The 25,179-nt window shown below is 46.5% G+C and carries 27 protein-coding genes and 1 tRNA gene; 12 read left to right on the plus strand and 16 right to left on the minus strand.

Annotation, left to right across the window (positions count from 1 at the left end; all coding sequences use genetic code 11):
• Positions 1-28: 28 nt before the first annotated feature.
• Positions 29-700 carry a LysR family transcriptional regulator substrate-binding protein gene (locus UL82_RS07840; protein ID WP_046440195.1) on the minus strand — a complete coding sequence of 224 codons (672 nt, stop codon included), beginning with the start codon at positions 698-700 and terminating at the stop codon, positions 29-31.
• Between the two features lie 18 nt (positions 701-718).
• Between UL82_RS07840 and UL82_RS07845 the strand changes: the two genes are divergently transcribed.
• Positions 719-1,111, plus strand: a complete 393-nt coding sequence (locus UL82_RS07845; protein ID WP_046440196.1) for a DUF5997 family protein — start codon at positions 719-721, stop codon at positions 1,109-1,111.
• A 20-nt stretch (positions 1,112-1,131) separates the two neighbouring features.
• Here the strand turns inward: UL82_RS07845 and UL82_RS07850 are convergent, their stop codons facing one another.
• Positions 1,132-1,623, minus strand: coding sequence for a hypothetical protein (locus UL82_RS07850; protein ID WP_046440197.1), 492 nt, complete (start codon positions 1,621-1,623; stop codon positions 1,132-1,134).
• Positions 1,624-1,852: 229 nt separating this feature from the next.
• Between UL82_RS07850 and UL82_RS07855 the strand changes: the two genes are divergently transcribed.
• Positions 1,853-2,476, plus strand: a complete 624-nt coding sequence (locus UL82_RS07855; protein ID WP_046440198.1) for a TetR/AcrR family transcriptional regulator — start codon at positions 1,853-1,855, stop codon at positions 2,474-2,476.
• A gap of 71 nt (positions 2,477-2,547) precedes the next feature.
• Positions 2,548-4,218 carry an MDR family MFS transporter gene (locus UL82_RS07860; RefSeq protein WP_046440200.1) on the plus strand — a complete coding sequence of 557 codons (1,671 nt, stop codon included), beginning with the start codon at positions 2,548-2,550 and terminating at the stop codon, positions 4,216-4,218.
• 124 nt (positions 4,219-4,342) lie between these two features.
• Here UL82_RS07860 and glyA read toward each other — a convergent pair whose 3' ends face one another.
• The gene (gene glyA, locus UL82_RS07865) at positions 4,343-5,632 is read right to left on the minus strand and encodes a serine hydroxymethyltransferase (RefSeq protein WP_046440202.1); all 1,290 of its coding nucleotides are present in this window, start codon (positions 5,630-5,632) and stop codon (positions 4,343-4,345) included.
• Between the two features lie 163 nt (positions 5,633-5,795).
• Between glyA and coaA the strand changes: the two genes are divergently transcribed.
• The gene (gene coaA, locus UL82_RS07870; RefSeq protein ID WP_046440204.1) at positions 5,796-6,722 is read left to right on the plus strand and encodes a type I pantothenate kinase; all 927 of its coding nucleotides are present in this window, start codon (positions 5,796-5,798) and stop codon (positions 6,720-6,722) included.
• 3 nt (positions 6,723-6,725) lie between these two features.
• On the opposite strand, the gene UL82_RS07875 is transcribed toward coaA, so the two are convergent.
• The 4 genes from UL82_RS07875 to mca form a co-directional block, all read right to left on the minus strand.
• Positions 6,726-7,232 carry a flavodoxin domain-containing protein gene (locus UL82_RS07875; RefSeq protein WP_046440205.1) on the minus strand — a complete coding sequence of 169 codons (507 nt, stop codon included), beginning with the start codon at positions 7,230-7,232 and terminating at the stop codon, positions 6,726-6,728.
• Positions 7,232-7,999, minus strand: a complete 768-nt coding sequence (locus UL82_RS07880; RefSeq protein ID WP_046440207.1) for an isoprenyl transferase — start codon at positions 7,997-7,999, stop codon at positions 7,232-7,234. The genes UL82_RS07875 and UL82_RS07880 overlap by 1 nt, the downstream gene beginning before the upstream one ends.
• Positions 8,000-8,112: 113 nt before the next feature.
• Positions 8,113-8,391, minus strand: a complete 279-nt coding sequence (locus tag UL82_RS07885; protein WP_046440209.1) for a hypothetical protein — start codon at positions 8,389-8,391, stop codon at positions 8,113-8,115.
• 100 nt (positions 8,392-8,491) lie between these two features.
• Complete coding sequence (gene mca, locus UL82_RS07890) at positions 8,492-9,355, minus strand: mycothiol conjugate amidase Mca (RefSeq protein WP_046440210.1); 864 nt, start codon at positions 9,353-9,355, stop codon at positions 8,492-8,494.
• Positions 9,356-9,543: 188 nt separating this feature from the next.
• On the opposite strand from mca, the gene UL82_RS07895 reads away from it, so the two are divergent.
• The 4 genes from UL82_RS07895 to UL82_RS07915 all read left to right on the plus strand — a co-directional run bounded on the left by UL82_RS07895 (position 9,544) and on the right by UL82_RS07915 (position 12,710).
• Positions 9,544-9,987 (plus strand): DUF4307 domain-containing protein, encoded by a 444-nt coding sequence (locus tag UL82_RS07895; RefSeq protein WP_046440212.1) that lies wholly within the window; start codon positions 9,544-9,546, stop codon positions 9,985-9,987.
• A gap of 144 nt (positions 9,988-10,131) precedes the next feature.
• Entirely contained in the window at positions 10,132-10,650 is a 519-nt protein-coding gene (gene greA / locus UL82_RS07900) for a transcription elongation factor GreA (RefSeq protein ID WP_046440214.1), read from the plus strand.
• A 515-nt stretch (positions 10,651-11,165) separates the two neighbouring features.
• Positions 11,166-11,687 carry a DUF5979 domain-containing protein gene (locus UL82_RS07910; RefSeq protein WP_046440218.1) on the plus strand — a complete coding sequence of 174 codons (522 nt, stop codon included), beginning with the start codon at positions 11,166-11,168 and terminating at the stop codon, positions 11,685-11,687.
• A 627-nt stretch (positions 11,688-12,314) separates the two neighbouring features.
• On the plus strand, positions 12,315-12,710 hold the full coding sequence (locus tag UL82_RS07915; protein WP_052735920.1) for a hypothetical protein: 396 nt from the start codon (positions 12,315-12,317) through the stop codon (positions 12,708-12,710).
• A 130-nt stretch (positions 12,711-12,840) separates the two neighbouring features.
• Here UL82_RS07915 and UL82_RS07920 read toward each other — a convergent pair whose 3' ends face one another.
• From UL82_RS07920 to UL82_RS07930, 3 genes are all read right to left on the minus strand, one after another.
• A complete protein-coding gene (locus UL82_RS07920) occupies positions 12,841-13,656 on the minus strand; it encodes a Bax inhibitor-1/YccA family protein (protein WP_046440220.1) in 816 nt (271 codons plus the stop codon).
• A gap of 241 nt (positions 13,657-13,897) precedes the next feature.
• Positions 13,898-14,896, minus strand: a complete 999-nt coding sequence (locus UL82_RS07925; protein WP_046440222.1) for an AraC family transcriptional regulator — start codon at positions 14,894-14,896, stop codon at positions 13,898-13,900.
• A 259-nt stretch (positions 14,897-15,155) separates the two neighbouring features.
• Positions 15,156-16,208 (minus strand): ABC transporter substrate-binding protein, encoded by a 1,053-nt coding sequence (locus UL82_RS07930; RefSeq protein WP_046440224.1) that lies wholly within the window; start codon positions 16,206-16,208, stop codon positions 15,156-15,158.
• A gap of 46 nt (positions 16,209-16,254) precedes the next feature.
• Here UL82_RS07930 and UL82_RS07935 point away from each other — a divergent pair, with 46 nt between their 5' ends.
• The 4 genes from UL82_RS07935 to UL82_RS07950 all read left to right on the plus strand — a co-directional run bounded on the left by UL82_RS07935 (position 16,255) and on the right by UL82_RS07950 (position 19,969).
• Positions 16,255-17,325: a FecCD family ABC transporter permease gene (locus UL82_RS07935; protein WP_046440226.1), complete on the plus strand. Its 1,071-nt coding sequence runs from the start codon at positions 16,255-16,257 to the stop codon at positions 17,323-17,325.
• On the plus strand, positions 17,322-18,308 hold the full coding sequence (locus tag UL82_RS07940; RefSeq protein ID WP_046440228.1) for a FecCD family ABC transporter permease: 987 nt from the start codon (positions 17,322-17,324) through the stop codon (positions 18,306-18,308). The genes UL82_RS07935 and UL82_RS07940 overlap by 4 nt, the downstream gene beginning before the upstream one ends.
• A 10-nt stretch (positions 18,309-18,318) precedes the next feature.
• Positions 18,319-19,170, plus strand: a complete 852-nt coding sequence (locus UL82_RS07945) for an ABC transporter ATP-binding protein (protein WP_046440230.1) — start codon at positions 18,319-18,321, stop codon at positions 19,168-19,170.
• A 241-nt stretch (positions 19,171-19,411) separates the two neighbouring features.
• Complete coding sequence (locus UL82_RS07950; RefSeq protein WP_046440231.1) at positions 19,412-19,969, plus strand: DUF5979 domain-containing protein; 558 nt, start codon at positions 19,412-19,414, stop codon at positions 19,967-19,969.
• Between the two features lie 425 nt (positions 19,970-20,394).
• On the opposite strand, the gene UL82_RS07955 is transcribed toward UL82_RS07950, so the two are convergent.
• The 6 genes from UL82_RS07955 to UL82_RS07980 form a co-directional block, all read right to left on the minus strand.
• Positions 20,395-20,471 (minus strand) — tRNA-Leu (locus UL82_RS07955).
• Between the two features lie 53 nt (positions 20,472-20,524).
• A complete protein-coding gene (locus UL82_RS07960; protein ID WP_046440233.1) occupies positions 20,525-21,490 on the minus strand; it encodes a Ppx/GppA phosphatase family protein in 966 nt (321 codons plus the stop codon).
• Entirely contained in the window at positions 21,491-22,054 is a 564-nt protein-coding gene (locus tag UL82_RS07965; protein WP_046440235.1) for a DUF501 domain-containing protein, read from the minus strand.
• A gap of 35 nt (positions 22,055-22,089) precedes the next feature.
• Positions 22,090-22,599, minus strand: coding sequence for an FtsB family cell division protein (locus UL82_RS07970; RefSeq protein WP_046440236.1), 510 nt, complete (start codon positions 22,597-22,599; stop codon positions 22,090-22,092).
• A gap of 175 nt (positions 22,600-22,774) precedes the next feature.
• Positions 22,775-24,052, minus strand: a complete 1,278-nt coding sequence (gene eno / locus UL82_RS07975) for a phosphopyruvate hydratase (protein WP_046440238.1) — start codon at positions 24,050-24,052, stop codon at positions 22,775-22,777.
• A 297-nt stretch (positions 24,053-24,349) separates the two neighbouring features.
• Entirely contained in the window at positions 24,350-25,135 is a 786-nt protein-coding gene (locus tag UL82_RS07980; RefSeq protein ID WP_046440240.1) for a lytic transglycosylase domain-containing protein, read from the minus strand.
• Between the last annotated feature and the right edge of the window lie 44 nt (positions 25,136-25,179).

Here is a 25,179-nt window from a genome sequence, read left to right on the forward strand (position 1 = left end):
GTGATCGCGGCAACTATTTTTGCCCAAACTAGCGTCGTTTCCGCCCGGTTTTCCCACGCGTAGCACTACGTTTACTAACACCACCTTTTCTTATTGTTGCTTGTCGACGCTTCGCTTTTTCCTGTGTTTTTTGTTTCGCAGTTTTCTTTACCGTCTGCCGGGAAGAATTTGGGGTCCGCCCTTTAGCAATACCGACAAAATCTTGAATAGCTTCGCTATCTTTTTCTTTTTTCCATACCAATGCAATCTGAGTACTAGGCTGTTGGCCAGAAAAACCGCGATGCTCAATAAGTTTTCCGCTAAGTACTTTCAACAAAGGACGTGGTGCAATTACTATGCCGACATTGGCGGCTACTAGTTGTAGTCCATTACGTACTGCAGGAATATCTACTTCGACACCACTGCGATAATGAATGATTTCTTCACTAATGTCTTCTTCACTTAATGTGGGAACGAGTGTAAGCGTATGTTCTTTAGGAAGTGCTACTCCTAAAGCTTCTTCGTATAGAACCACCTTGTGTAGTTCGTCATTAAGCCGATGGTCGGGAAGCCTGGTTAACACAAGATCTGCTGAATCGTTAAGGATGTCGGCTAAAGGATCATCGCTGCGTTGGGTCTGTAGACCATAAGAGGTTCGGGTATTAAAGCGATCAAACCATTTATCTGGTTCGGTGCCGGTGATGAAACTTAGGCGCAACATGAATCCAATGGTACCGTTATGGGCGTGAATGAAGAATCTGTCCGCATGCCATCTGGCACCGCTATGAAGCCGCAGACTGCTGCTAAGAAATTGGGTATCTATCTGCCGGCCGCTCCAGAGGAGTTCCAAAATAGTGCACTCAGTCATGAGGAATTCGTAGCTTTACAAACTGATCCACCTCAGTGGCTGCAAGAATTACGCCGTACCGGCCCGCATCCTCGCCCAGTAGTCGCTCAAAAATTAGGCATCACCATTGCCGCGCTCAAGCGCAATGATATGGATAAGCCACTAACCACAGACGAAATTAAAGTACTCCTAGAAAATCAGCCTGATTGGTTGCGGCAAGCGCGTACTGCTCTGGCCGAACAACGTACTGAATACGCTGCTACCAAAGAAGATAGTTCCAACTAAAAGCCTAGCGTTTTATATTTCTAGTTAGGTGAAACCGCCGCACATTGGATAAGACGTTGCATCGTCTTATCCGTCCAGGCTTCTTTGGGAGGAACAAAATAAATCATTTGAACAAACTGCTGGTTTGGTTCGGTTTGGTACTCACCTAGTCTCTCAGCACATATTCTCTCTGCTTGAGTAAAAAGCACTTCCTCACCGGGATACTCGGAAAACTCAACTGGTTGCACGCCGATAATGACTGCATCATGTGGCTGTGCGCAATCAATTTTTTGCACTTTTTCTACCATCGTGGATTCAGTAGGCAAAAGACCAGCAATATTATAAATAAAACAATCTCCTACTGTGCTCTGACTTATTGCTTGGTATTCATCAGGTTTATCATCAAGACTCGTTATACCCTGTGCTTCGGTAGTTTCAGCTGCTGGAAAGTCATGGGAATCTGACGTACACGCTATAAGTCCGCCACCTAGGCTCACCGATAGGACGAGACCTACAATACTGACTGCTCGCATAGCTACCATCCTTTCGATACCGGCATGTAAGGGTAGCACAACTGATTTTTCCCTAATCTTAATCCCAGATTTTTCTCGCCTAAGGTTTTAGGTATCACTTCTTAACTATCTGCCCCATTCCCCAACACCTCAAATGGCTTAAATCACTCTTAAGACTGAAGTATAAAAAATTACCTTTCACTCAGTGAAATCTTGCACTTAGTGAAATTATGGGAGTAAGGTAACGCCCATGTCTACTACAGTTTCGCTACGCGAACGTAAAAAACAACAAACTCGGTATGCTCTTGAAGACACTGCAACCAAGCTTGTTCTCGAGCGCGGACTCAACCAAGTCACCGTGGAAGACATTTGCGCACCAGTCGGGGTTTCTAAACGCACTTTTTTTAACTATTTTGCGGAAAAAGAAGAAGCCATCTTAGGCATACCGCCCGAAAAACTAGGCGAACAAGAGAAAAATCTTTTCCTCAGCACAGAATTAGAGCTCCCAGAAGCAGTACTAACTCTCATGCTCACCTATGTATTAGGCACTGATACCACTAGGGAGTGGGAACTATATAAACGACGGCATACGATCGTCGAAAAGCATCCCGAGCTACATGGCTTCCAACGTGCCTATGCTCTGAACTGGTTATGTGAGGCTACTGCCCTTATCGAAACATATTTGGTAGCCAATCCAGAAAAATCAGCAACTTCTTTGGATCCGCATTATGAGGCACATACCATTGCAAATCTAGCATTAAGCGTAATATTTGCCAGCATACATACCAGCAATACTGATATGTCCACACCACAAACTTTTCGCGATGCTGCTTTTCATACACTGAAAACCTATCGCGCTATTTTGAATCATTAATTCACATTATTCATTCAGCGCTACCAAACAACCTTTTACACCACCAATAAAACTGAAACTAAGGACTCACCATGCCACGTATTGTTTTACACAAGCATCCAGAACAACCGGATGCGCAAGCGGCAAACATACAGCAGACCAGCAATAAAAAAACCAGCAGTATGACCCCAGAACAGGTGAAACGCACCTGGTGGGTCATGGCCGCCTTAATGACTGCCATGATGCTTGCTTCCTTAGATCAAATGATCTTCTCCACCGCCCTACCAACAATTGTTGGCGACCTTGGCGGTGTTGACCATATGACCTGGGTTATTACCGCTTATATGGTTGGCGAAACTGTCACTTTGCCCATTTACGGCAAGCTGGGTGACCAGATGAATCGAAAACGGCTCTTCCTTATTGCCCTAGGGATCTTTTTAGTAGGTTCCATCATCGGTGGCTTATCCGCTAGCATGCTGATGTTAATTACCGCCCGAGCTATTCAAGGTATCGGCGCTGGCGGAATGATGATTCTTTCCCAGGCAATTGTTGCCGACATTATCCCTGCCCGCGATCGTGGTCGTTTTATGGGTGTAATGGGCGGAGTTTTTGGGCTATCGGCAGTACTTGGCCCACTGCTAGGTGGCTTCTTCGCTGAGCATGTTGACTGGCGCTGGGCATTCTGGATGAACCTCCCACTAGGGGTTATTGCTATCGTCATTGCTATTACCTTTTTACGTATCCCTGCTCGTGAATACGCACAATTTACTTGGGATTATTTGGGCACTATCTTTATGCTCATCGCCACTGTGTCGCTTATCCTCTTTACTACTTGGGGTGGCTCGACCTATAGCTGGAATGACCCGCTTATCATTGGCTTGATCATTACCACCATTATCTCTAGTGCACTTTTGGTCATTATTGAATTGCGCAGCAACAATCCCCTCATCCCGATGCAGTTCTTTGCCAACCGTAACTTCGCATTAACCACTAGCGCAGGTTTAGTAATCGGTATCGTCATGTTCGGCATCTTGGGATATCTGCCAACCTATCTTCAAATGGTGCAAGAAATTTCTGCCACTGAAGCCGGCTATATGATGATTCCAATGATGGTAGGCATGATGGGCTTTTCGATCTGGTCTGGTAACCGAATTTCCGCAACTGGCCATTATCGTCACTTTCCAGTTATTGGTTTAATCATCACTTTAGGCGCACTCATTCTTTTCCACACTCTTAGTGTAGAAGCTAGCCTGTGGTCAATCGGGATGTATCTCTTTGTCTTTGGTATAGGTCTTGGCTTATCCATGCAGGTTCTGATACTTATTGTGCAAAACACCATGCCAATGGAAGTAGTAGGAACTGCCACTGCAGTAAATAATTTCTTCCGCCAAATCGGTGCCTCTCTTGGTTCAGCACTTGTTGGTGGCATGTTTGTTGGCAACCTCAAAGAGGAACTCTCAGTCAATCTTCCCGCTGCTATGGCTCAGCTTTCTGTAGAACAACAACAAGCATTTACTGCCCAAGGTGGGATTGATACTAACTCGATTACGCCAACCCTCGTACTCCAGATGCCTGATGCTATCCGGCAAGCATTCCAAATTTCCTATAACGATGCACTGGTACCAATCTTTCTTATCCTTATCCCAGCGGTGGTTCTCGCACTGATTCTGGTTAGCCTAGTTAAGCACGAAAAACTACGTGAAACTTCCCTAGAAATGGAGTTAGATAAACAGCGCGAAGCAGCTCGTAGCACCAATGGTTGATAACCAAAATCCGGTGTGCATTATCTATTCTCATAATGCACACCGGATTTTTATTATTAGCTTTGCTTTTCGACGTGAATAGCACTGCAGTGCTTATCGAAAAAACAAAACTAACCGTTCTAGCTTAAAGTAGCTTCCACTCCTCTAGGCCTTCATAAAGTGGATACTGCCCAGCAAGTGCTTCTACCCTAGCGCGCAAAGTTGCAACATCAGCATTATGTCCGTCGGTTAATGCGATGCCAATAATATCGGCAACCTCGCTAAAGCCGGCTGCATCAAAACCGCGTGTTGCTAGTGCCGGGGTGCCAATACGAAGACCAGAGGTAACCATTGGTGGACGAGGATCGAAAGGAACCGCGTTACGGTTAACGGTGATACCAACTTGGTGCAAAAGATCCTCTGCTTGCTGGCCATCAAGAGCAGAGTTGCGCAAATCTACCAATACTAGATGCACATCAGTTCCCCCGGTAAGCACCGACACCCCTGCATTACGAGCATCCTCACTGGTTAGCCGCTCAGCGATGATTCGGGCACCTTCTAAGGTACGTTCCTGGCGTTCCTTAAACTCTGCAGTGCCAGCCATCTTCATTGCTACGGCTTTAGCAGCAATAGCGTGCATCAATGGTCCACCCTGTTGGCCTGGGAAAACAGAAGAATTAAGCTTCTTCGCATAATCCTGCTTGGCTAAAATCATGCCCGAGCGTGGACCACCTAGGGTCTTATGTACGGTGGTAGAAACCACATCTGCATAAGGAACTGGGCTGGGGTGTAAATCAGCAGCGACAAGACCGGCGAAATGCGCCATATCTACCCATAGTTTTGCGCCAACCTCATCAGCGATTGACCTAAAGGCCGCAAAATCAAGATGACGCGGATAAGCCGACCAACCAGCAATAAGCACCTGAGGCTTTTCTTTGATCGCCTGTTCACGCAGCTTATCCATATCAATGCGATAATTGTCAGGCTCAACCTCATAGGCGGCAACCTCATAAAGCTTGCCGGAGAAATTCAAATGCATACCGTGGGTGAGATGTCCGCCATGAGCTAAGGAAAGACCCATGATCTTCTCCCCTGGGTTAGCAAGTGACATCAATACCGCAGCATTAGCTTGGGCACCTGCATGGGGTTGAACATTGGCAAACTCAGCACCGAATAGTTCCTTGGCACGGTTACGGGCAAGGTCCTCAACAACATCGGCATTTTCACAGCCACCATAATAGCGGCGCCCTGGGTAACCCTCAGCGTATTTGTTCGTGAAAACAGAGCCCTGCGCCTGCAATACCGAGCGAGGAACAAAGTTTTCCGAAGCGATCATTTCTAGTGTATTGCGCTGACGAGCCAACTCATTTGCAATGGCTCCGGCAACTTCGGGGTCAAAATCGGACAAAGATTGGTTACGAATATCGTTGGTCATGGCAATAAGCCTGAGAACCTTTCAGTATGCGAAACAGGAGGAATGCCCAAACGAGTAAAACCCTAAAAGCATTCGCCGCTTAGTCTATATCAGGTGTACGTATCAACGAGAGGAAGTACACATAATTTCCTTTTCTGCCTTAGACAGTTGCACAATGGTGCTCATGGCTCGCACCAAGGATTCCAGCCCATACCTTGATTTCGATCGTCAACAATGGCGCCACCTACGTCAGTCTATGCCGCAGGTACTTAGCGAAGAAGAAGTGATCGCATTACGAGGCATCGGTGAAAATATTGATCTCGATGAGGTCACCGATGTCTACCTGCCATTATCGCGTCTGATTCATTTTCAAGTACAAGCCCGCCAGGAATTAACGGCAGCTACGGAAGCCTTCTTAGGTGAAAAAACACCCCATGTCCCTTTTGTTATCGGGGTTGCTGGATCAGTGGCAGTAGGTAAATCTACTACTGCGCGTCTATTACAGGTTTTGCTTCAACGGTGGGAATCACACCCCCGAGTCGATCTTGTCACCACCGATGGTTTCCTTTACCCCGCAGCTGAACTTAATCAACGTGGAATCATGGAACGAAAAGGTTATCCGGAAAGCTACGATCAACGAGCGCTGTTACGTTTTGTTACCGACGTGAAATCAGGTAAAGCCAATGTACAGGCACCTGTTTATTCACACACCGCATATGATCGCGTGCCCGATAAATTCATTACGGTTAACCGTCCCGATATTCTTATTCTCGAAGGACTCAACGTTTTACAAACTGGTCCCACACTAGCGATCAGCGATCTTTTCGATTTTTCCGTCTACGTTGATGCCTGCACCAAGGATATCGAACGCTGGTATATTAACCGTTTTCTAAAATTGCGTTCTTCTGCATTCCGGGTACCCGGCGCGCATTTTTCCCATTACGCGACTATGTCTGATTCCGAGGCTACCCATGCGGCGCGTAATATTTGGCAATCTATTAACCTACCTAACCTGGTAGAAAATATCTTGCCTACTCGAATTAAAGCCTCGCTTGTTTTGCGCAAAGGATCCGACCACGCAGTTCAGCGAGTACGGATGCGCAAAATTTAAATTTTATGGATGCGTAAAAGTAGAATCCGTGCGCGCCCAAGAAACTATTTCGTCTAGCAGCGAAAAGTCCATGCGCGAGGTGTCCTGATCGTACATGGCGATCATGCTGCGATCATTATCAGTTTTATGAGGTTTAAGTTTCAGTGCAGCACACACACCAGCCATTGTTGCCCGGTGTGCTGCGTTCATTGTGGAATAGCTCAGCTCACCAGGAAGATAAAACCTAGCGCAGCGCGAATCCACCATATTGGCGAGCTGATCTTTCTTTTTAGCTACCTCTAGCAAGGTCATACCTACAGCGACTACAGCTATCCGTTGATTACTTAACTTTTTAGCATATGCAGCTGCTGGAATACTTGGCCCATGTACCGGTGAGAGCACGATAACAGTATCTGTCTGAGCAACATCTACCCCAATAGGCTGTGGTTCGCAGTCTAAAAGTCTTCCCAATTCATGAGCATATTTTTCGGTAGAACCATAAAAAGACTGATAACGAATTGCAATATTCATTATTTTCCAAATCGGCGACTACGCTGAGAATACTCACGCAGGGCTCGCAAAAAATCAAGGCGTCGAAACGCCGGCCAATAAGTATCAGTGAACCAGATTTCCGAATAAGCAGCTTGCCATAATAAGAAACCAGAAAGACGCTGTTCACCACTAGTACGAATAACTAAATCTGGATCAGGTTGACCAGAGGTATAAAGATGAGAAGAAATAGACTCCACGCTAATGGCATTAACCAAATCATGTCCTTGCTTGCCTTCGTCAACAGCCACGGCAATAACATCGCGTACTGCATCAACAATTTCTTGACGCCCGCCATAGCCAACCGCAACGTTGACTGCAATCCCAGAATTCTGTGCGGTTAATGCTGCTGCTTTGCGCATACGTTCGGCGAACTCTTCCGGAAGCAGGTCAAGGTGTCCTACCAAACGAATCTGACAGTTCGTCTCTGGGACAGAAAGTTCATCAACAACATCGGCAATAATATCGAAAAGTAATTGCAACTCATCATTAGCGCGACCAAGGTTTTCGGTGGAAAGCAAATAGATGGTTACTAATTCCACATCAGTAGATTCACACCAGCGCACCATCTCGCCAATTTTTTTAGCTCCTACCCGGTGACCATGGCTGACATCCGTAAAACCTGCTTCCCTAGCCCAACGACGATTTCCATCACACATAATCGCAACATGGCTAGGTTGTTTCGCTCCCTCAATTTCTTTGAGCAAACGACGCTCATAGAACGGGTAAATCAGATCCCGGATCCACATTGTGCACCCCACAATGACCTTCCTCCTACTTGGCCTAGCATCTTTTCGGCAATTACACGTGCTAGCTCATTGTTCGTGCTGACAGATACGCATGTGTTACTGCATAAATTTTATTAAAACCAGCTCTTTTTACGCTGATCTAGCACTCCAGCTTCAGCCATAGCTTTATCCACAGCTTCTTCGTCGAAAAGATCCAGACCATGAGCTTCAGCAAAAAGACGACGCCGATTCAACCGGTTATAACGTCGGCTAAAAGCCCAGCCAATGAACAGCACTGTGATTAAAAGTGCCACAATCACCAGCCAACCTACTGGTGATGCTTTACCAAATTCACTACCTGCAGGGCCGGCTCCTTGTTGAGCAAGAATCAAAACAGAATTAACAGAATCCATCTACTTCTCCTTCTCGATTCATTATCGCACCACTGCTGTAATTAATTAAAGGTACTCACTGGTATGCATTTTTTCTAACTGCATATTTTTACTAACGGAATTATCGGAGACCGGCAAAAAGATCATCTTCTGGCAAAGATGTAGACACCCTGGTCTTAGCCAGCTCAAATTCTTCGGTAGGCCACAATTGGCGTTGTACTTCTACTGGAGTAGCAAAAAATGTTCCGGCTGGATCAATCTGGGTAGCATGTGCACGCAGTGCTTCATCACGCGCAGAAAAATATTCTGCACAGGAAATCTGAGTAGTAACGCGCGCCATCATATCTGCGTCATGAGTTAACCAGCGCTCTAGAATTTCTTCGTATGGGCTTGGTTTTCCTTGTTCAAGTAAAAGATTATGAAACATCAGCATCCGCTGGCGGATAAAACCATGCGTGTAATACAGCTTTTGAGGTTCAAAAGCTTCACCAACTTCTGGATGATAATTAGGATCACCAGCACGCTCCCACGCCAGAATAGATACCTCATGGACTTTTAAATGGTCTGGGTGTGGATAACCGCCATTTTCGTCATAGGTAATAATGACCTGCGGGCGAAAGTCTCGAATCACCGCTACTAGCTTGCGAACTACTTCATCGTTATCAACTAAAGCAAAACTTTCTGGCGGTAATGGTGGTAGCGGATCACCCTCGGGCAATCCGGAATCAACATACCCTAACCATTCATGCTCCACACCTAATGCAGCTACAGCAGCAGCCATTTCATCTTTGCGAACAGCCGCTATATTGTCTTTCACACCGGGCTGGTCCATAGCTGGGTTAAGAATATCGCCGCGTTCACCACCAGTGCAGGTCAGCACCTTAACGCGTGCACCTTCGTCAGCGTAGCGTGCCATGGTTGCAGCACCTTTGCTTGATTCATCATCAGGGTGCGCATGAATTGCTAATAGACGTAAATCACTCACAGTATTATTTACCTTCCGATTATTTGCTCTTTGTCTAAACAATAACGCCACGATGGTACCCCGTTGAGTACGAACCATCTCAGTGCTGTCTTATATCGTTGATCTTTTAGGCATCTTAGCGCGAAAGAAATCGGCTACTATAGTGAAAGCTCTCTATAACGGCTCCCTACTTATGCCAAGGATAAGACATGTCTTCGCAGCAACCGACTCGCCAGCGTTATAACGTCAATACCTCCGACAAGGGCAGCTGGTCGAGCAAATTAATTGCTATTTTTATGGTGGTTATTGTTGCTGCATTTGCGCTAGCTTTTGTTCGCTATATGCAGGCACAGGGTAAAGCAACCGTACAAGCCGAAACTGCCACTGTCGAGATTATCGACGACCAGACCTTCCTTTTAGGCATCGATGTCACCCGTACAACCACCGCAGAACCCACTTATTGCATTGTTACTGCCTTAAACTACGATAAAGCCGAGGTAGGTCGTCGTGAAGTTCTTATTCCTGCTGGTGGAAATAAATTAGAGCGAGTTTTTACTAGGATTGCAACCACCGAGCAAGCCGTTTCCGGCGATGTTTATGGCTGCTCAAATATAATTCCTTTCTATCTCACTGAGGCTGTCGAGCTTAACTAGTTCTTACGTGGTAGAATGTGCCACCATAACAGCGCTGCCCCGCCCTGAGCCCAGTTAAGGGCCGCGGGGCAGAATCTATGTCACCTTATCGTGTTGTGTCTTGCACATAACGCGCCACAATTCGAAGAAGGAGAGTTTAGTCCCATGGCTGAGCCCCAAAAGCAGTACATCACCCCAGAAACCAAGAAGAAGCTCGAAGAAGAGCTCAATGCTCTTATTGCTAACCGGCCGGTTATTGCCGCTGAAATTAATGAACGCCGTGAAGAAGGCGACCTTAAAGAAAACGCCGGTTATGATGCTGCTCGCGAAATGCAAGACCAAGAAGAAGCTCGTATTAAGCAGATTTCCGAAATCTTGGCCAACTCCACTACTGAACGCCAGGCCATCATCGAAGGTGTTGCTCACGTTGGCTCGGTAGTACATGTTTATTACAACGACGATAAAGACGACAAAGAAACTTTCCTGATTGGTACCCGGGCAGCTGCTTCCGACAACAAAGATCTAGAGACCTACTCCGAACAATCCCCACTAGGTGCTGCTATCTTAGGTGCCCAAGAAGGTGAAACACGCGAGTACACGGCACCTAATGGCCGTACTATCAAGGTCACCATTATCACCGCCGAACCCTATGACTCTGCTAAGGCTGCAACACCACGCGCATAAACCTACCTGGCCGATACTAGCTTCTAGTAATCATGCCTTTTATTCCCCATGCATCCAACGCATGGGGAATATTTTTATGCGTAGCAGTTTTTGCCTACCTAATCTATTTCCACGGCTGTTGAAGGTGATAACACTTGATAGCACTACCCGGCTCATTAACAACCCCTCATAAAAAGCTCCCGAGTCTAAAAACAGTTATTCCCTTAATAATTACACCAACATGGGGGTTCTTATATTTTTCTCAGACTGCTCTTATGCGGCAATTATTTTCCACAGGCACAAAAACAGCCCGCAACCCATTGCGGCAACCAACACCCATCGTGTTAAATTCTTGCTCAGCACCTTTCATCTGTAGAAATTTTAATTTCAACAGGAAAAAATATACGCAATAACTGCCAATATTTATTAGTAGTAAATACTCGCATACACATGCCCACACCTTCACTATGATCATGTTTTTACTACTTGAAAGGTGCCCACCTTGTTCGAAATAATGAGAAAAACATAAGGAAACCATGAGAAAAGTTATGATTCCCTTAACTACCCGACGTTTAGGGAAGCGTCTCTCCGCTCTAGCTTGTGCCACCACCCTAGTGGTAGCACCTATTGTTTCTAATCAACCAGAAGCCTTCGCACAAGAAGAAACTGCGGACCTTGTCCTATACAAAGATCTCGACCAGGTTCCAGAAGCAGCTAAATATCAAAGGTATCCTCTTACCTGGCACTGCCATAAGGGAGAAGAGTATAACGATTACGGAACCGTACGGCTTTCACCTCGTAAAGGGATCCGCTTTAAATCCATCCCTAAAGGCGCTTCCTGCACAGTTACCGAAGATACCGATGCCACTGCCGTAAACGGCTACACCCAAACTATTCGTTGGTGGGTCAATCCTGGCGGCGAGGCTAAACTGCAAACGCCAGATCAACCAAACCAAATCTCTTTCACTCTCAACAGCGATACAAAGGTATTATCTGCCGGTTCTTTTGAGAAGAATCGTTTTGAGGAAGCAATACCGTATACCAGTAGCTCCAGCTAGCACCGAGCTAAATTAGGAAGATCCCAGATTTTCAACCGGTACTCCTGGCTAGCTCAGCGACTTACCCTAGCACTGCCATAAATTATAGGGTCGTCGTTACGCTTTCCCACTAGCCCAATTCTGCAGATCTATTTAAGAGTACACCGGTAAAAAAATTCTGCGTTGGTGGCAACTACCGCACAATAGTTACCACCAACGCAATCGCAGCCATAGCATGTGACTATGTTTCTTTACCCCATCAAAGATAAAACTTCTCTGGTACTGCTGTAGAAACTTAAGGTCTCATCGCAGTACTGCTGCTTATAGATAGAGGTGTACTTGTCTTAGAAAAACAAACATCGCTACCGATAAACACAACTGTGTACTAAACCAGTTGCACATACGCTTATGCCCTCGCCTTTCCATAATAGCGGGGGCATAAGCATATGCACGAGAAAAGCCTCATACACACATAAATACAACACCTAGTTGTCGAGCTTTCCTTTTACTTATGATCCAATGTCACTGAGCCGACGCCAACATAACCTAAAAAATATTTGACTCAAACACACCGAATAATAAAACCGATCAATATTAACCGTATGAGAAAGTTCTCTTATGATAATCAGCCGACCGAATAGTGGGTTCATGCGCGCTATCATGTTACTTTCCATCACTATGATCACTAGTGGGTGTGCCAATAACCAAACAGATTCTGCCACCACAGCTCCTATCACCATGGCAGAACCAAGCACAACAACTAGCACGCATCACACCGCTGCTATCCCCGATACGCAATTCATCGACTGTGTGAGTACCCCTACTATTCGACCAAGCACAATCACTTTTAACTGCACAATGCCAGAAATAACGCTGACACATATTCACTGGGAATCCTGGACCAGCCACCATGCAACAGGAACTGGAACTGGTTCCATAACTGGACGTGAGTTAACAGTGGAGCTATCTGAGCCAATTATTGGTGTCGATGGCACCCCGGTGTTTAACCAAATACTTATCGACGGCACAAAAATAATCCAATAGCACACCATGCACCTGCATTCGATGCACACATGAAAAACCCGGCTTCCTTGATTATCTGAAGCCGGGCTTATTTTGGGTTTTTCTAGTAATCACTAGTCTCAGTAATTACTGAATCACTGTGTACCGGGTACTAACGCTGCTGGAAGTAGCTAAGAAGACGAAGAATCTCTGTGTAAAGCCATACCAAGGTAACGGAAAGACCTAGAGCAATACCCCATGCACTTTTCGCTGGTGCCCCTTGGCGAACCATACGGTCAGCTAGGTCAAAATCCTGTAGGAAGCTCATGGCAGCCAAACCAATGCAGACTAGCGAGAAGATGATTGCTAACGTGCCACCATCACGCAATGGGTTTGCACCAGTAAAAACTGCTAGCAAAAGGTTACCAAGAGCTAACACAGCAACACCGATAATACTTGCGGTAACGACGCGGTTGAATTTAGGAGTAACTTTGACCGCACCGGTCTTATATACATAAAGCATGCCTAAGAACACGCCGATGGTACCCAGAATTGCCTGAGAAATCATTACACCTGCGTTAGCGCCGCCGACAGTTACACCGGTAAGAAGTAACGAGAAACCGCCAAGGAATAAACCTTCCAAAACCGCATATGTCAAGGTAATAGCTTTAGACCCATAGCTCTTGGAAAAAGCACTCACCAAAACGGTAATAAAGCCGCCAATGCCGCCAACTATGGTCAATAGCATAGCCATACTGGTGCTTACCCATAGTGCAATACCAAAATTTAATACAGCGAATACAATAATCACACCAACAGTAATGGCAGTTTTTGATACCACATCATCAACTGTCATAGGGCGATTATCATCAGAAACCTGTGAACTATAGGCTGCCCCAAATGGGCTGTTCACATTATTGGTGTAAGCGCCATAAGCATTTCCACGATCATTGACAAGAGAAGTTAAAACTGGGTTGCTGCTACGCATGATCTAATCCCCTATCCTTTCCGCACCTCCGATGGGTAACTTATTAGAGGTGTTTATAAAAACTTCGTTCTTAAAAGGTGCAACGGTAAGAGTAGCGAGATAGTTCCCTAGTTTGCTAACTTTCTTTGAAAAATTATTCTTGCCTTGCCGGATCAAGTCATAATAAAACTGGCTGCACGGTAGCCTTTGTTATACACCACGCAGCCAGTTTGAAATAAGAAGTTAGATAGCTAAACCCTAGCTAAGAGACAAAATGTAAACGTGAAGCATCAATTTCTGGTTCAAGAGTAATTAGTTCTTCGCGCTCAATTTTTCGGAAAATATTACCGCGCATATTAATAGCATGGCGAAGTACATCATCAACGCTTAGCTGTGCATGTGCATGCACAATAGGAATCGGAAGCGCAATCGAGCCGGCAGAAACATCAAGCCGAGTAGCAGTATTGCTTGGAATAGTAACCGTGTCACCAGCAGCAACAAAACGACAGTACCCAGCGGTAGTAACGGTGGCGGTGCCCTTAAAAATCCACAACGCCTGATCAACATCGACTCGCGCAAAAGTAGTCGTTGCCGGAATAGCAGGTGGCTGGCCGATCCGGGTACCACTATTATCGCCAGAGCTAAATGCCGAAGGATTAAGTCCAGTATGGCGTTGGAAGGCACGCACTAACGAACTCGTTGCTTTAAAACCAACTAAAGCAGCAACATCTGCGGTAGAGAAATCTTGCGACATCAACCCGGAAGCAATATGAACCCGATAACAAGACCGCCATTCACTGAAAGTGTATCCAGTGCCAGCTACAAATTGGCGCTGCAAAGTGCGTGTACTCACATGGCAAAAATCCGCCCACTCTTTTAACGAGGTGTTATCTGCCGGATTAGCAATCAACCGCCTAGCGACCTCTCGCGCTTTAAGAGCCCGAGGCAATCCGGGCACGGGGGCTTTATCGTCGAAAAGCTTAGCGATCTCTGGCGAAAGTCGTTGTTCACCTAAAATGCTGCGGGAAAACTCAAAAATCATACGGTCATTCCATTGTTTTCCTAGATGAATCCGACGTAAATGACCCCCCAATTGCATCTCTGGGAAGGAAATCGGGATGACCATTCCGAAACCGGTAATGAATGCACCTTTTGGTGCTAAAACAAGGTCACCAGCAAGAACAGGTATCACGCGCTCTGGGGCGTTAATTGTGGCTGTTCCGGAATGACACCACAAAAGAACCGCAGAAGAGTTTTTCATTCAGCTCGACCTTTCTTAAGTTTCGCGCATCCTCCGCGCAACATCACTATTTAATAACGTTAATGTTACTTAATATAACATAGGGTTACCTTACACAAAAGAAGTTTGTGTCACTACATGCTGGTATTTTTTCGCTTTTCGACGACAATACTTTCACCCCCAGCTCAGCCCAAAGCACAGCACTTCCTGGACTAGAATAAAAGGCCACAGAGAAAAACTCTGTGACCTTGTTTATTAGGTAGTTATCTCCTAAGAAATGTTACTTCTTGGGCAACATCTCTTCGAGATCATCCACAATCTGCATAGCACCAGTAGGACCAAGTCCTAAGAACCATACGTCATCATTGACTTCATACGCTTGACCATTTTTTACCGCACTAAGGTTCTTCCAGGCAGCACCATTAACAATAGCGTCTTGACCAGTTGCATCCGGTTTACCATAGCTACTGTAGAAAATGACACTACCTTCTGCTTCATCAATAGTCTCAGGAGAAATCTCGGCAGCCAACTCATCAATGTCCTGGTTCGCGGGACGGGCGATTCCTGCATCCTTAAGAATTACGCCAATAAGAGACTTATTTGCATAAAGACGGATACGCTCAGGCATAAAACGAACCAACGAAACTGTGATATCTTCCGGCACAGTATCTTTAATGCTGTCAACTTTTGCAGCGTACTCGTTAAGCTTTGCTTCTGCTTCTTTTTCTTTACCTAGTGCTTCACCAGTAAGCAGGAAGTTTTCTTTCCATGGAAAGCCAGGACGAATGGAAAAAACAGTTGGCGCTATCTCAGAAAGCTGAGCATAAATTTTATCTGCCCGCAGCTTGCTACCCAAAATCAGATCAGGCTGCAAAGCCGCAATTTCTTCTACGTTAATTTCATTGATTGTGCCTACACTTTGCACATCTTTTACCTGATCTGCCAGATAGCTTGGAACAGGGTTGGCACCTTTAGTGGTCACCATTCCTACCGGGGTGATCCCTAGGGAAAGCACACTGTCTAGCTCACCGGTGTCTAGAACAACCACGCGCTTAGGTTGTTCTTTAAGCTCAGTTTCACCCAGCGCATGCTTGACGGTGCGAGGAAATTCGCCGGGAGCTGCATCGCTGCCAAGCTGCGCCGTTTCCTCATCTGCCGTAGAAAAATGTGCGCCACCGGTGGCTACATCCGTATTTCCTTGTCCGGCATCATTAGTGGAATTGTTCTCAGATACACATGCTGTTAGTACGAAAACGAGGGAAAAAGAAACAAAAAGAGCCAGCACCACAGCAATGCGATGGCTCCATGTGTTCAAAGATCGAATGTCATTCACAATGCACAGTTTAGCCTAAACTAATTGATTTAGTTAACATAAAACAATGGTTTCAACGACCTCATCCGACCCCATTGAACAGCGAAAATTCTTTTTAAAATACGCGCGCAATAAACCACAAACGCGCCGCTCGTTAGTCGCCATAATATTGCTTTTAACGACACTACTTCTCATATTAAGTGTTGCAAGTATTGCAATTGGAGCCAGAGCCATTCCCTTATCGCATATCGCTGATGTCCTAGTGCATCCCGATTCTACGAATATAACTTCCACAATCGTGTGGGATAGACGAGTTCCTCGTACTCTTCTTGCCCTTATCGCTGGCATGTCGCTCGGGCTTGCCGGAACTCTTTCCCAAGCCCTGACCCGTAACCCATTAGCAGACACCGGCGCGCTAGGAATTAATTCGGGTGCCGCTTTTGCAATCGTCATAGGCATAGCCTTCTTTAATGCATCGTCTTCCTGGGCCTTCTTAGCACTAGCACTTATCGGCGCATGCGCTGCGGCAGCGGTGGTGTATTCCATAGGAACTCATCGCGCAACCATGGCTGACCCAGTCCGCTTAGTTTTATCCGGAGTGGCTCTTAGCGCAATTCTTTCTGGAATCGGTGAGGGACTTTCCTTAGTTAACCCCCAGGCCTTCGACCGATTAAAAAGCTGGATGGTAGGAAGCGTAGACGTCGGCACGCTTACTCCGTTAGGTATCGCAAGTAGTGGTCTTGCGTGCGGCATTGTGCTTGCAATCGCTTGTGCTCATGGCCTTAATGCGCTTGCGCTAGGCGATGCTATGGCTACTTCTATTGGTGCTTCCACTACTCGCATTCGTTTCTTTTCTTTTGTCGCTATAGTAATCCTTGCTGCTAGTGCTACTGCTGCGGCTGGGGTCATTGTTTTCCTTGGCCTTATGGTGCCCCACATCGCACGGTGGATTGTAGGTCCAGATCTTCTGCGAGTGCTGAGCACTTCTTTTCTTCTTGGGCCACTGATTTTACTAATGGCAGATATTGTGGGTCGTTTAATTGTGCCTGGTGAATTTCCTGCCGGAGTAGTCGTGGCTTTTATCGGGGCACCTTTTCTTATTGCCTATGCCCAAAGCCGGAAAGGCGAACTATCATGATCCACCGCCGTTCCTTATACATCTTCTTTATCCTGACTCTGTTGCTGATTATTTCCACAGTAGTGGCCGTATCCATACCAGGGGCAGGCATTACCACCGCCAAAGTGTGGTCTGCTTTCCAAGGCACTGAATCTGGCCTGGCTCGCACCATCGTCTTTTCTTGGCGAGCTCCCCGAATCGCTACCGCATTACTTGTTGGTGCTGCCTTAGGTATTGCCGGCTCACTGTTCCAAGCTTTAACCCGAAATCCACTGGGTTCTCCCGACATTATCGGTTTTAATACTGGTGCTTACACTGGAGTTATTCTCACTATGACATCCGGGATGACAAGTTTTACTTCCGTTGCTTTCGGTGCTCTCATTGGCGGACTAGCCACCGCTTTTATAGTGATGGCATTCTCTGTGCGCTTGCGTATTGATGGCCTGCGCATCATCTTGGTCGGCCTCGGTGTTTCTGCAATGCTTTCAGCTTTTAACCGGTGGCTTATCACCCGAAGCGATCTCAACACTGCTATGTCTGCTGCTAGTTGGGGTGCTGGATCGCTTAATGGTATCCGTTGGTCAGCAGCTACTCCCGCAATAGTAGCCCTGGCTATTATCGTGACCCTTGCCTTATTTTTAGGCTCGCGCATTGACATCCTCAATCTCGGCGATGATACCGCGACCGCACTTGGTCTTGCGGTAAACCGCAGCAAGTTTGTTTTATTGTTTGTCGGGGTTGTCTTAGTTGCGATCACTACTGCTGTTGCCGGCCCTATTTCTTTTATCGCGCTCGCTGCCCCACATATCGCCCAACGTATCACCGCGAGTCCTCGCACGCCGTTATTAATAGCTGCACTCACCGGTTCAATACTGCTCCTTATTGCAGACATCATTGCTCAACGAGCCTTCGCTCCGGTTCAACTTCCGGTAGGACTAGTCACCGTTGTTATCGGTGGTATTTATCTACTCACACTCATCGCCTCAGCTTCTCGACGCACCTAGAAGGACTGCCATGAACACCGCTCATACTGCTATCACAGGTTTATCTTCTTCTTCCAAAACCTCTGCGCTACACACAGAAAATATCACTCTTAGCTGGGATAAACACGTAGTAAGCACTGATCTCAGCGTTGATATACCTGCAGGAAAATTCACCGCAATTATCGGCCCTAATGGATGTGGAAAATCCACATTACTGAAAAGCTGTGCCCGTATTCTCACCCCAGACACTGGCTCAATTTATCTCCATGGACAGAATCTGACCGAATTACATACCAAAGAGATCGCTAAGCAGCTCGCACTGCTGCCCCAAAGTACTATTACCCCAGCCGATATCACGGTAGAAGAACTCGTCCGCCGTGGACGGTTCCCCCATCACAATTGGTTGCATCAATGGACCAAAGAAGACACCCGAGCCGTCGATGCCGCACTAAGTGCTGCCAACGTTAAAGAACTTACCAACAAGCGCGTTACTGATTTATCTGGCGGTCAGCGTCAACGCGTATGGCTAGCAATGGTTCTTGCCCAGAACACCCCTACGGTACTTCTCGACGAACCAACAACCTTCCTTGATATCGCCCACCAATACCAGCTTCTTGAATTGGCGCGATCACTGACAACACAACTTCATCGCACCGTCGTTGCAGTACTACATGATCTCCAACAAGCAGTTCGATACGCCGATCATCTTATTGTTATGAAGGCCGGAAAAGTTGTAGCTACTGGATCGCCTAAAGACGTAATCAGTGCAGAACTTATAGCAGAGGTTTTTAACATCACAGTTCGTACTACGCTTGTCGACGACCAACTCATCGTTATTCCCACCGAATTGCCGGTACCTAATGTTGCGATGATGCAGGGTTAGAACTTCTTTTGCTGAGATATCAACTTACTGATTGCTATCTCAGCATGACCCTCACACCTTAAGTACCTAGATAAAAATAAGTGCAGAGGTTGTTAGATAACCCAAAAGAGTAAATATTTACTTCTTCCGGTATACTTAATTTATCCTAAGAGAAAGTTAAGTATTTCTAAGCATTTTTCTTGGAGGATGCATTAATGCAACCATTTTTTCATTTTCCAGCAATAGCACTATGGAGGGAAGTATGAGTCGTTTCTATACCCAATTTTTTATTACCAAGAACCTACTTATCGCCGCACTATCTGCGCTTTTTACCCTCTTGCTCACGGCAAGTTTTATTTTCTCAGCTCATTACGCCCCTACCGCAGCGGCAAAAACCATAGCGGATAACCCACTTGACCCAGCCCACAGCGCACGTTTTATGCTCACCAAACGAGCTTATACCGCCTCTGATTCAGTTACTGAGCTCAACCAAAAGCTCTCGCAAAATAATAAAGAATACTCACTTACCTGGGAATGCGCCCCACCACACAAAGGAAAACAATCCGGCACCTTCACGCTAAAAGTTGATGGCACTTTTGAAAGCCCACTTTTCCCCGTAGGAACTCGCTGCACGGTTACCGAAGACCTCAATAACTCTACGGTAGATGGCTTTACCCACAGCACTTTCTCTGCCTACTCTTTTGGTGGCAACGATGATCTGACTAAGGTCACTGATCGTCAGGTTGCTTTCTCATTAAAGCAAGTAGGAACCTACTCTTTTGTTGCCTATAACGAATACACCAAAAATGAAACTAACTAAAAAAGTTACAGCTTTGCCAAGCTATCTTTTTAAATAGTTTCAAGGCTAATCACATCCTAACTGGAATGCATTGTCACAAATGCACTCCAGTTTTTCTTTTAAACCACGCTTTTACCGTGATCTCCTAGCTCAACGCCTCACCGGGATAATAAGATCACTGCACTCACAGCATTAACACGTCATAAATACTTATACCCCCACAACTAATCCACCCCTGAATAGCTTTTGAGCAGGAAAAGTAACTTAGCTAAGCAATTCCAACAACAATGGAAGCAGCACTACGCTAGCGAGGAATTTTTAGCTGCAAACAGCAGAGAATGTAATGACTAGCAGCCAACAATGCGACACAGAGATTGTTCTCATGCTGCGATATTTTTATGAAATCAGGTCTCAAACGTCATACGTGCCTGATCAAGTAATTTTAGTGGTGCCCCCACTGGGACTCGAACCCAGACTGAATTGATTTTAAGTCAATTGCCTCTGCCGATTGGGCTATGGGGGCAACGCTTTCGCGCGGATACCAGTTTAAAGCAAGGTGGCTGTGATACCAAAACCCTAGCTTATGTGGGTACTCACTAAGTCAATAATGATCCCATCTAAAATATCTTTTTCCGATACACGGATCTGGTTGACCCCTGTCTCAGTCTCGATCAGATCCATGATTTGTTCCACCACAAGACATCCGCTGGCAAGAACGTCAGCACGTCCAGGATGGACAACTGGATGCCCAGCGCGCTGTTGCGCAGTTTCGGCAATCAGTTGCTGGGTCAGTACTCGAAGAGCATCGAAATGCAAAATGGAATTATGAATCTGTTGTGGATCATATTCTTCCAAACCCAAAGCAAGTGCCGCCAAGGTAGTGAAAGTTCCTGCGCAGCCAACAAATGTCTGCGCTTGATTGATGGGAACCGTTCCTAGTACTTCTGCCAGGCGCTCATCGATATAACTGCGCGCACTTGCTATCTCAGTAGGGGTTGCTGGATCGCTATGCATAATGCGTTCGCTAAGGCGTACACACCCCATCTGTGCCGAGTGACTGCCTACAATTGATGCTTGCTTACCGACGATAAATTCCGTCGAGCCACCACCCAAATCAATCACACACAACGGCGCTTTATCCACTGGCAAATCTGCAACCGCACCTTGGAAAGATAAGCGCGCTTCTTGTTCACCACTGATGACTTCTGCTTGAGCACCAGGTTTAATCTGGCCAAGCAGGCACTTAGTCATCTCAAAGAACTCATCTTTATTGCGGGCATCACGAGTTGCAGAGGTAGCCACCATGCGCACGTCAACCACATTTTCACGTTTCATCAAAGAAACGAACTTTTCTAAGGCCTGCCGGGCACGCTCAATAGCTGCTGGATTTAATTCACCAGTGGCATCAACGCCTTGCCCAAGGCGGATGATCTCCATAATACGGATGACATCCGTAAAACTATCCAGATGAGTAATATCGACATCGCTAATTAGTAAGCGAATAGAATTAGTTCCACAATCAATCGCGGCAAAACGAGGCATTTATTTCCCTCCTGGTGCTTCAGCCCGAGAAAAATCGAAATCACTAAGTTCAATGCCTAGCTCAGCACACGTTGGCCAATCAGCTGGAATAGCGCTACCGCGTAAACCTGCATGCTCAGCTGCTAAAGCAACTGCCTCAGTACCCAGGCGGAAATGTTGCGGTCCTTCGGCTAATGCATAAGCAATAAGCACATGAAGACACTTCACCCGATCTGGCATACCGCCGCCGGAGAAATCAGTTCCTAAATCTTCTAATGCATTGCGCTTAGCTAAGAAATGCTCATGGGCGCGCTGGTAATCTGCACGCAATTGCGCATCTTCTTCCAAGCGCTGAGTCATCCATTTCATTACCTGAGCAACCTCTAGCCGAGAAGCCTCAGCGGTTAATCGTGGCTCAGTGAGATAATACAAGGTAGGAAATGGTGTACCGTCGTCAAGACGAGGAGCTGTCATGACCACTGCTGGTGTGCCATCGGGGCAATAATAGGACACTTCCACTACCCCACGCGGTTCCCGGCCCAATTGACTAGCAATAATATCAAGATCTGCTTGGTTCACACTCATGGATGATATTCTTCCATGAATCATCCCTAGGTACCTTACTGCGCAGGTGCGATAGGTATGTGGTTATCTGGAATAACCGTTTCACTTTCTTCTTCTTGTTCAATAACGGTAACTGAATCCCACAGCACTTCATACCACGAAAGGTTATGCGTTTCGACGTCTTGTTCGCCTTGTTTTGTTTGCTGTTTATTTTCGATTCCCGGATCAACCACCCGGTAAGCAAACTCTCCTCGCTCGATCACCCCTAGGCGAGCACGTGCTTGCTCTTTGATATAGGATTCCGATTGATAACGATCAAGTTCTTCCAACAAAGTATCTTTGCGGTTTTGTAATTCAACGATTGAGGACTGTGTGTGCGCAATCTGGGCACGCTGGTCAATATAGTTACGCAGTGGTGCTTGAACCAGCAGCACAATAAATAAAATAATAACGACTAAGCCAAAAAGCTCTTTAATGTTGAGCGAAATATGAGGAACACTTACTTTAACTGGTGTTTTATCCGGTCGATTTGCCACCGGAACCACACGCTTTTTCCTCATCACCATAACCAAGCAGTTTAGCGCTTTAGGCTACAACTTTCACTTGCGACTCAACTACCTGAGGAAATATCTTTTACTGCTATCTTCCAAATAATAAAAGGCTTGTTTCCTATCACAGACAGAAAACAAGCCTTAAAACATTCACGCGGAGGCTATTAAGCCACCTACTATCTATAAAAGATTAGCCATTAAAACGTGGGAATGCGCTACGACCAGCGTAAACAGCAGCGTCGCCAAGCTCTTGCTCAATGCGTAGCAACTGGTTGTACTTTGCTACCCGCTCAGAACGAGCTGGTGCACCGGTCTTGATCTGACCACAGCCCAAAGCTACCGCGAGATCAGCAATAGTGGTGTCCTCGGTCTCGCCAGAACGGTGAGACATCATGGTGCGGTAACCATTGCGGTGAGCCAAATCTACCGCATCGAAGGTCTCGGTAAGAGTACCAATCTGGTTAACCTTAACCAGCAGTGCGTTAGCGGCCTTCTTCTCAATGCCTTCCTTTAGGCGAGCTGGGTTAGTCACGAAGAAATCGTCGCCAACAATTTGCACCTTATCGCCGATAGCGGCGGTCAAAGCGGTGTAGCCCTCCCAGTCGTCCTCTTGCAGTGGGTCTTCGATGGAGACGATTGGGTATTCCTCGATCAAACCGGCATAAACCTTAGCCATCTCCTCAGCGGTGTGCTCGCCGCCTTCGAAGTGGTACTTGCCGTCCTTGTAGAACTCAGAGGAAGCAACATCTAGTGCCAAAGCAATATCGGTACCTGGCTTGAAACCAGCCTTCTCAATAGCCTCAACAATCAAGTCCAAAGCAGCCTTGGTGGATGCTACCGAAGGAGCAAAGCCACCCTCGTCGCCAAGACCAGTAGATAGACCCTGCTTCTTAATAACAGACTTCAATGAGTGATAGACCTCTGCACCCATACGCAATGCCTCAGCGAAAGACTCAGCACCGATAGGAGCAATCATGAACTCCTGAACATCCACACCAGAGTCAGCGTGTGCGCCACCATTGACAATGTTCATCATAGGAACAGGAAGAACGTGAGCATTTGGGCCACCAATATAGCGGTATAGTGGCAGGCCAGCAGATTCTGCGGCAGCCTTAGCTACAGCCATGGATACACCCAAGATTGCGTTTGCACCTAGACGAGACTTATTCTCAGTGCCATCAAGTTCGATCATGGTCTGATCAATCAGACGCTGATCATCAGCTTCGAAACCAGCAATAGCATCAACAATTTCTTCGTTAACGTTCTTTACTGCATTAAGAACGCCCTTTCCGAGGTAACGGTCGCCGCCGTCACGCAATTCGTGAGCCTCGTGTACGCCGGTGGAGGCACCGGAAGGGACGCCTGCTACGCCATGAGCGCCGTCGTCAAGAAAAACCTCCGCCTCAACGGTGGGGTTACCACGAGAGTCAAGAATCTCGCGTGCAAAAACGTGCAGAATATCAGCCACTGTAGGTCTCCTAATGACATTGTGGTGCAAATTAATGATCTTGCTTATGCAATACCTCACGCGCTGTGTCCGAGCCATCCACCTTGCCCAGTCATTATTCTTTGCGACGAATAAACCACCAGCATAACCAATGGTTTAAAGGATCGTTCTACGATCTCTGCCACAAGAAAATCAACTAAACAAAAATGATTTGTCCGGTTAGCGCGACCAAAGTCAATTATGCCAACAAATTCAAACTTTTTCCGCTTCGAGAAGGGTGAAGTATTACACAATTTTCTTTTTTCAAAGAGTTCCCCCTCATACTGCGGGTTGCCGCAACGCATAATTCGCTGCTGCATCGCGCACATTATAAAGGTACTCATTGGACATGTTATAGGAGTAAACAGCCGTTGCCCACCCCTCAGCAGTGGCAAGATCACGTCCATTGCACAATAAGTGCGCCGCAGACAATGCTGCATCATCAATCTGATTAGGGTCAGCTACCCCGTCGCCATTGCCATCTCGACCAAAACGACGCCACGATTCTGGAATAAATTGCATCGGCCCGACTGCGCGATCATAAACAGTATCACCGTCCAAATTCCCGCCATCAGTATCTGACACATGAGCAAAACCTGGTGATCCATCTAGCGGAACCCCAATAATCGGAGGTAACACATACCCGTCCTCATTAATAGAGCGGGAATTAATGAGTTCACCGGAATAGCTACCATGACGAGTTTCCACGTACCCAATACCAGCTAATGTTGTCCAAGAAAGGTGGCAATGAGGCCAGGCCTGCGCAGCAATTAACTCTGCATTGCCATAAGCACGTAGCGCTGCTTCTGGAATATTAGTATCTCCAGCGATAGGAGCTGCCCAAGCGCTCAGTGCATCAGAAGTGCGCCCAGCTGCGTTGATATCAATAAGCGAAACTTCCTCACCTCGTGCTGGTGGGACATCATCGGGAATTGGTTGCAACGTTCGAATAGGTGCAGCTCCATCCATAAAAGACAGTGCCCAGCCAACGAAAGAAATGACGAGAATCATCGCCAAAACTATTCCTAGCCCACATCCTATGATACGTCTTCCCAAAAAACCCATAACGTAGCATTGTAACTAAAATAGGTATCTTGCATCACAAAAGT

The organism is Corynebacterium kutscheri, from assembly GCF_000980835.1.
Classification (GTDB): Bacteria; Actinomycetota; Actinomycetes; order Mycobacteriales; family Mycobacteriaceae; genus Corynebacterium; species Corynebacterium kutscheri.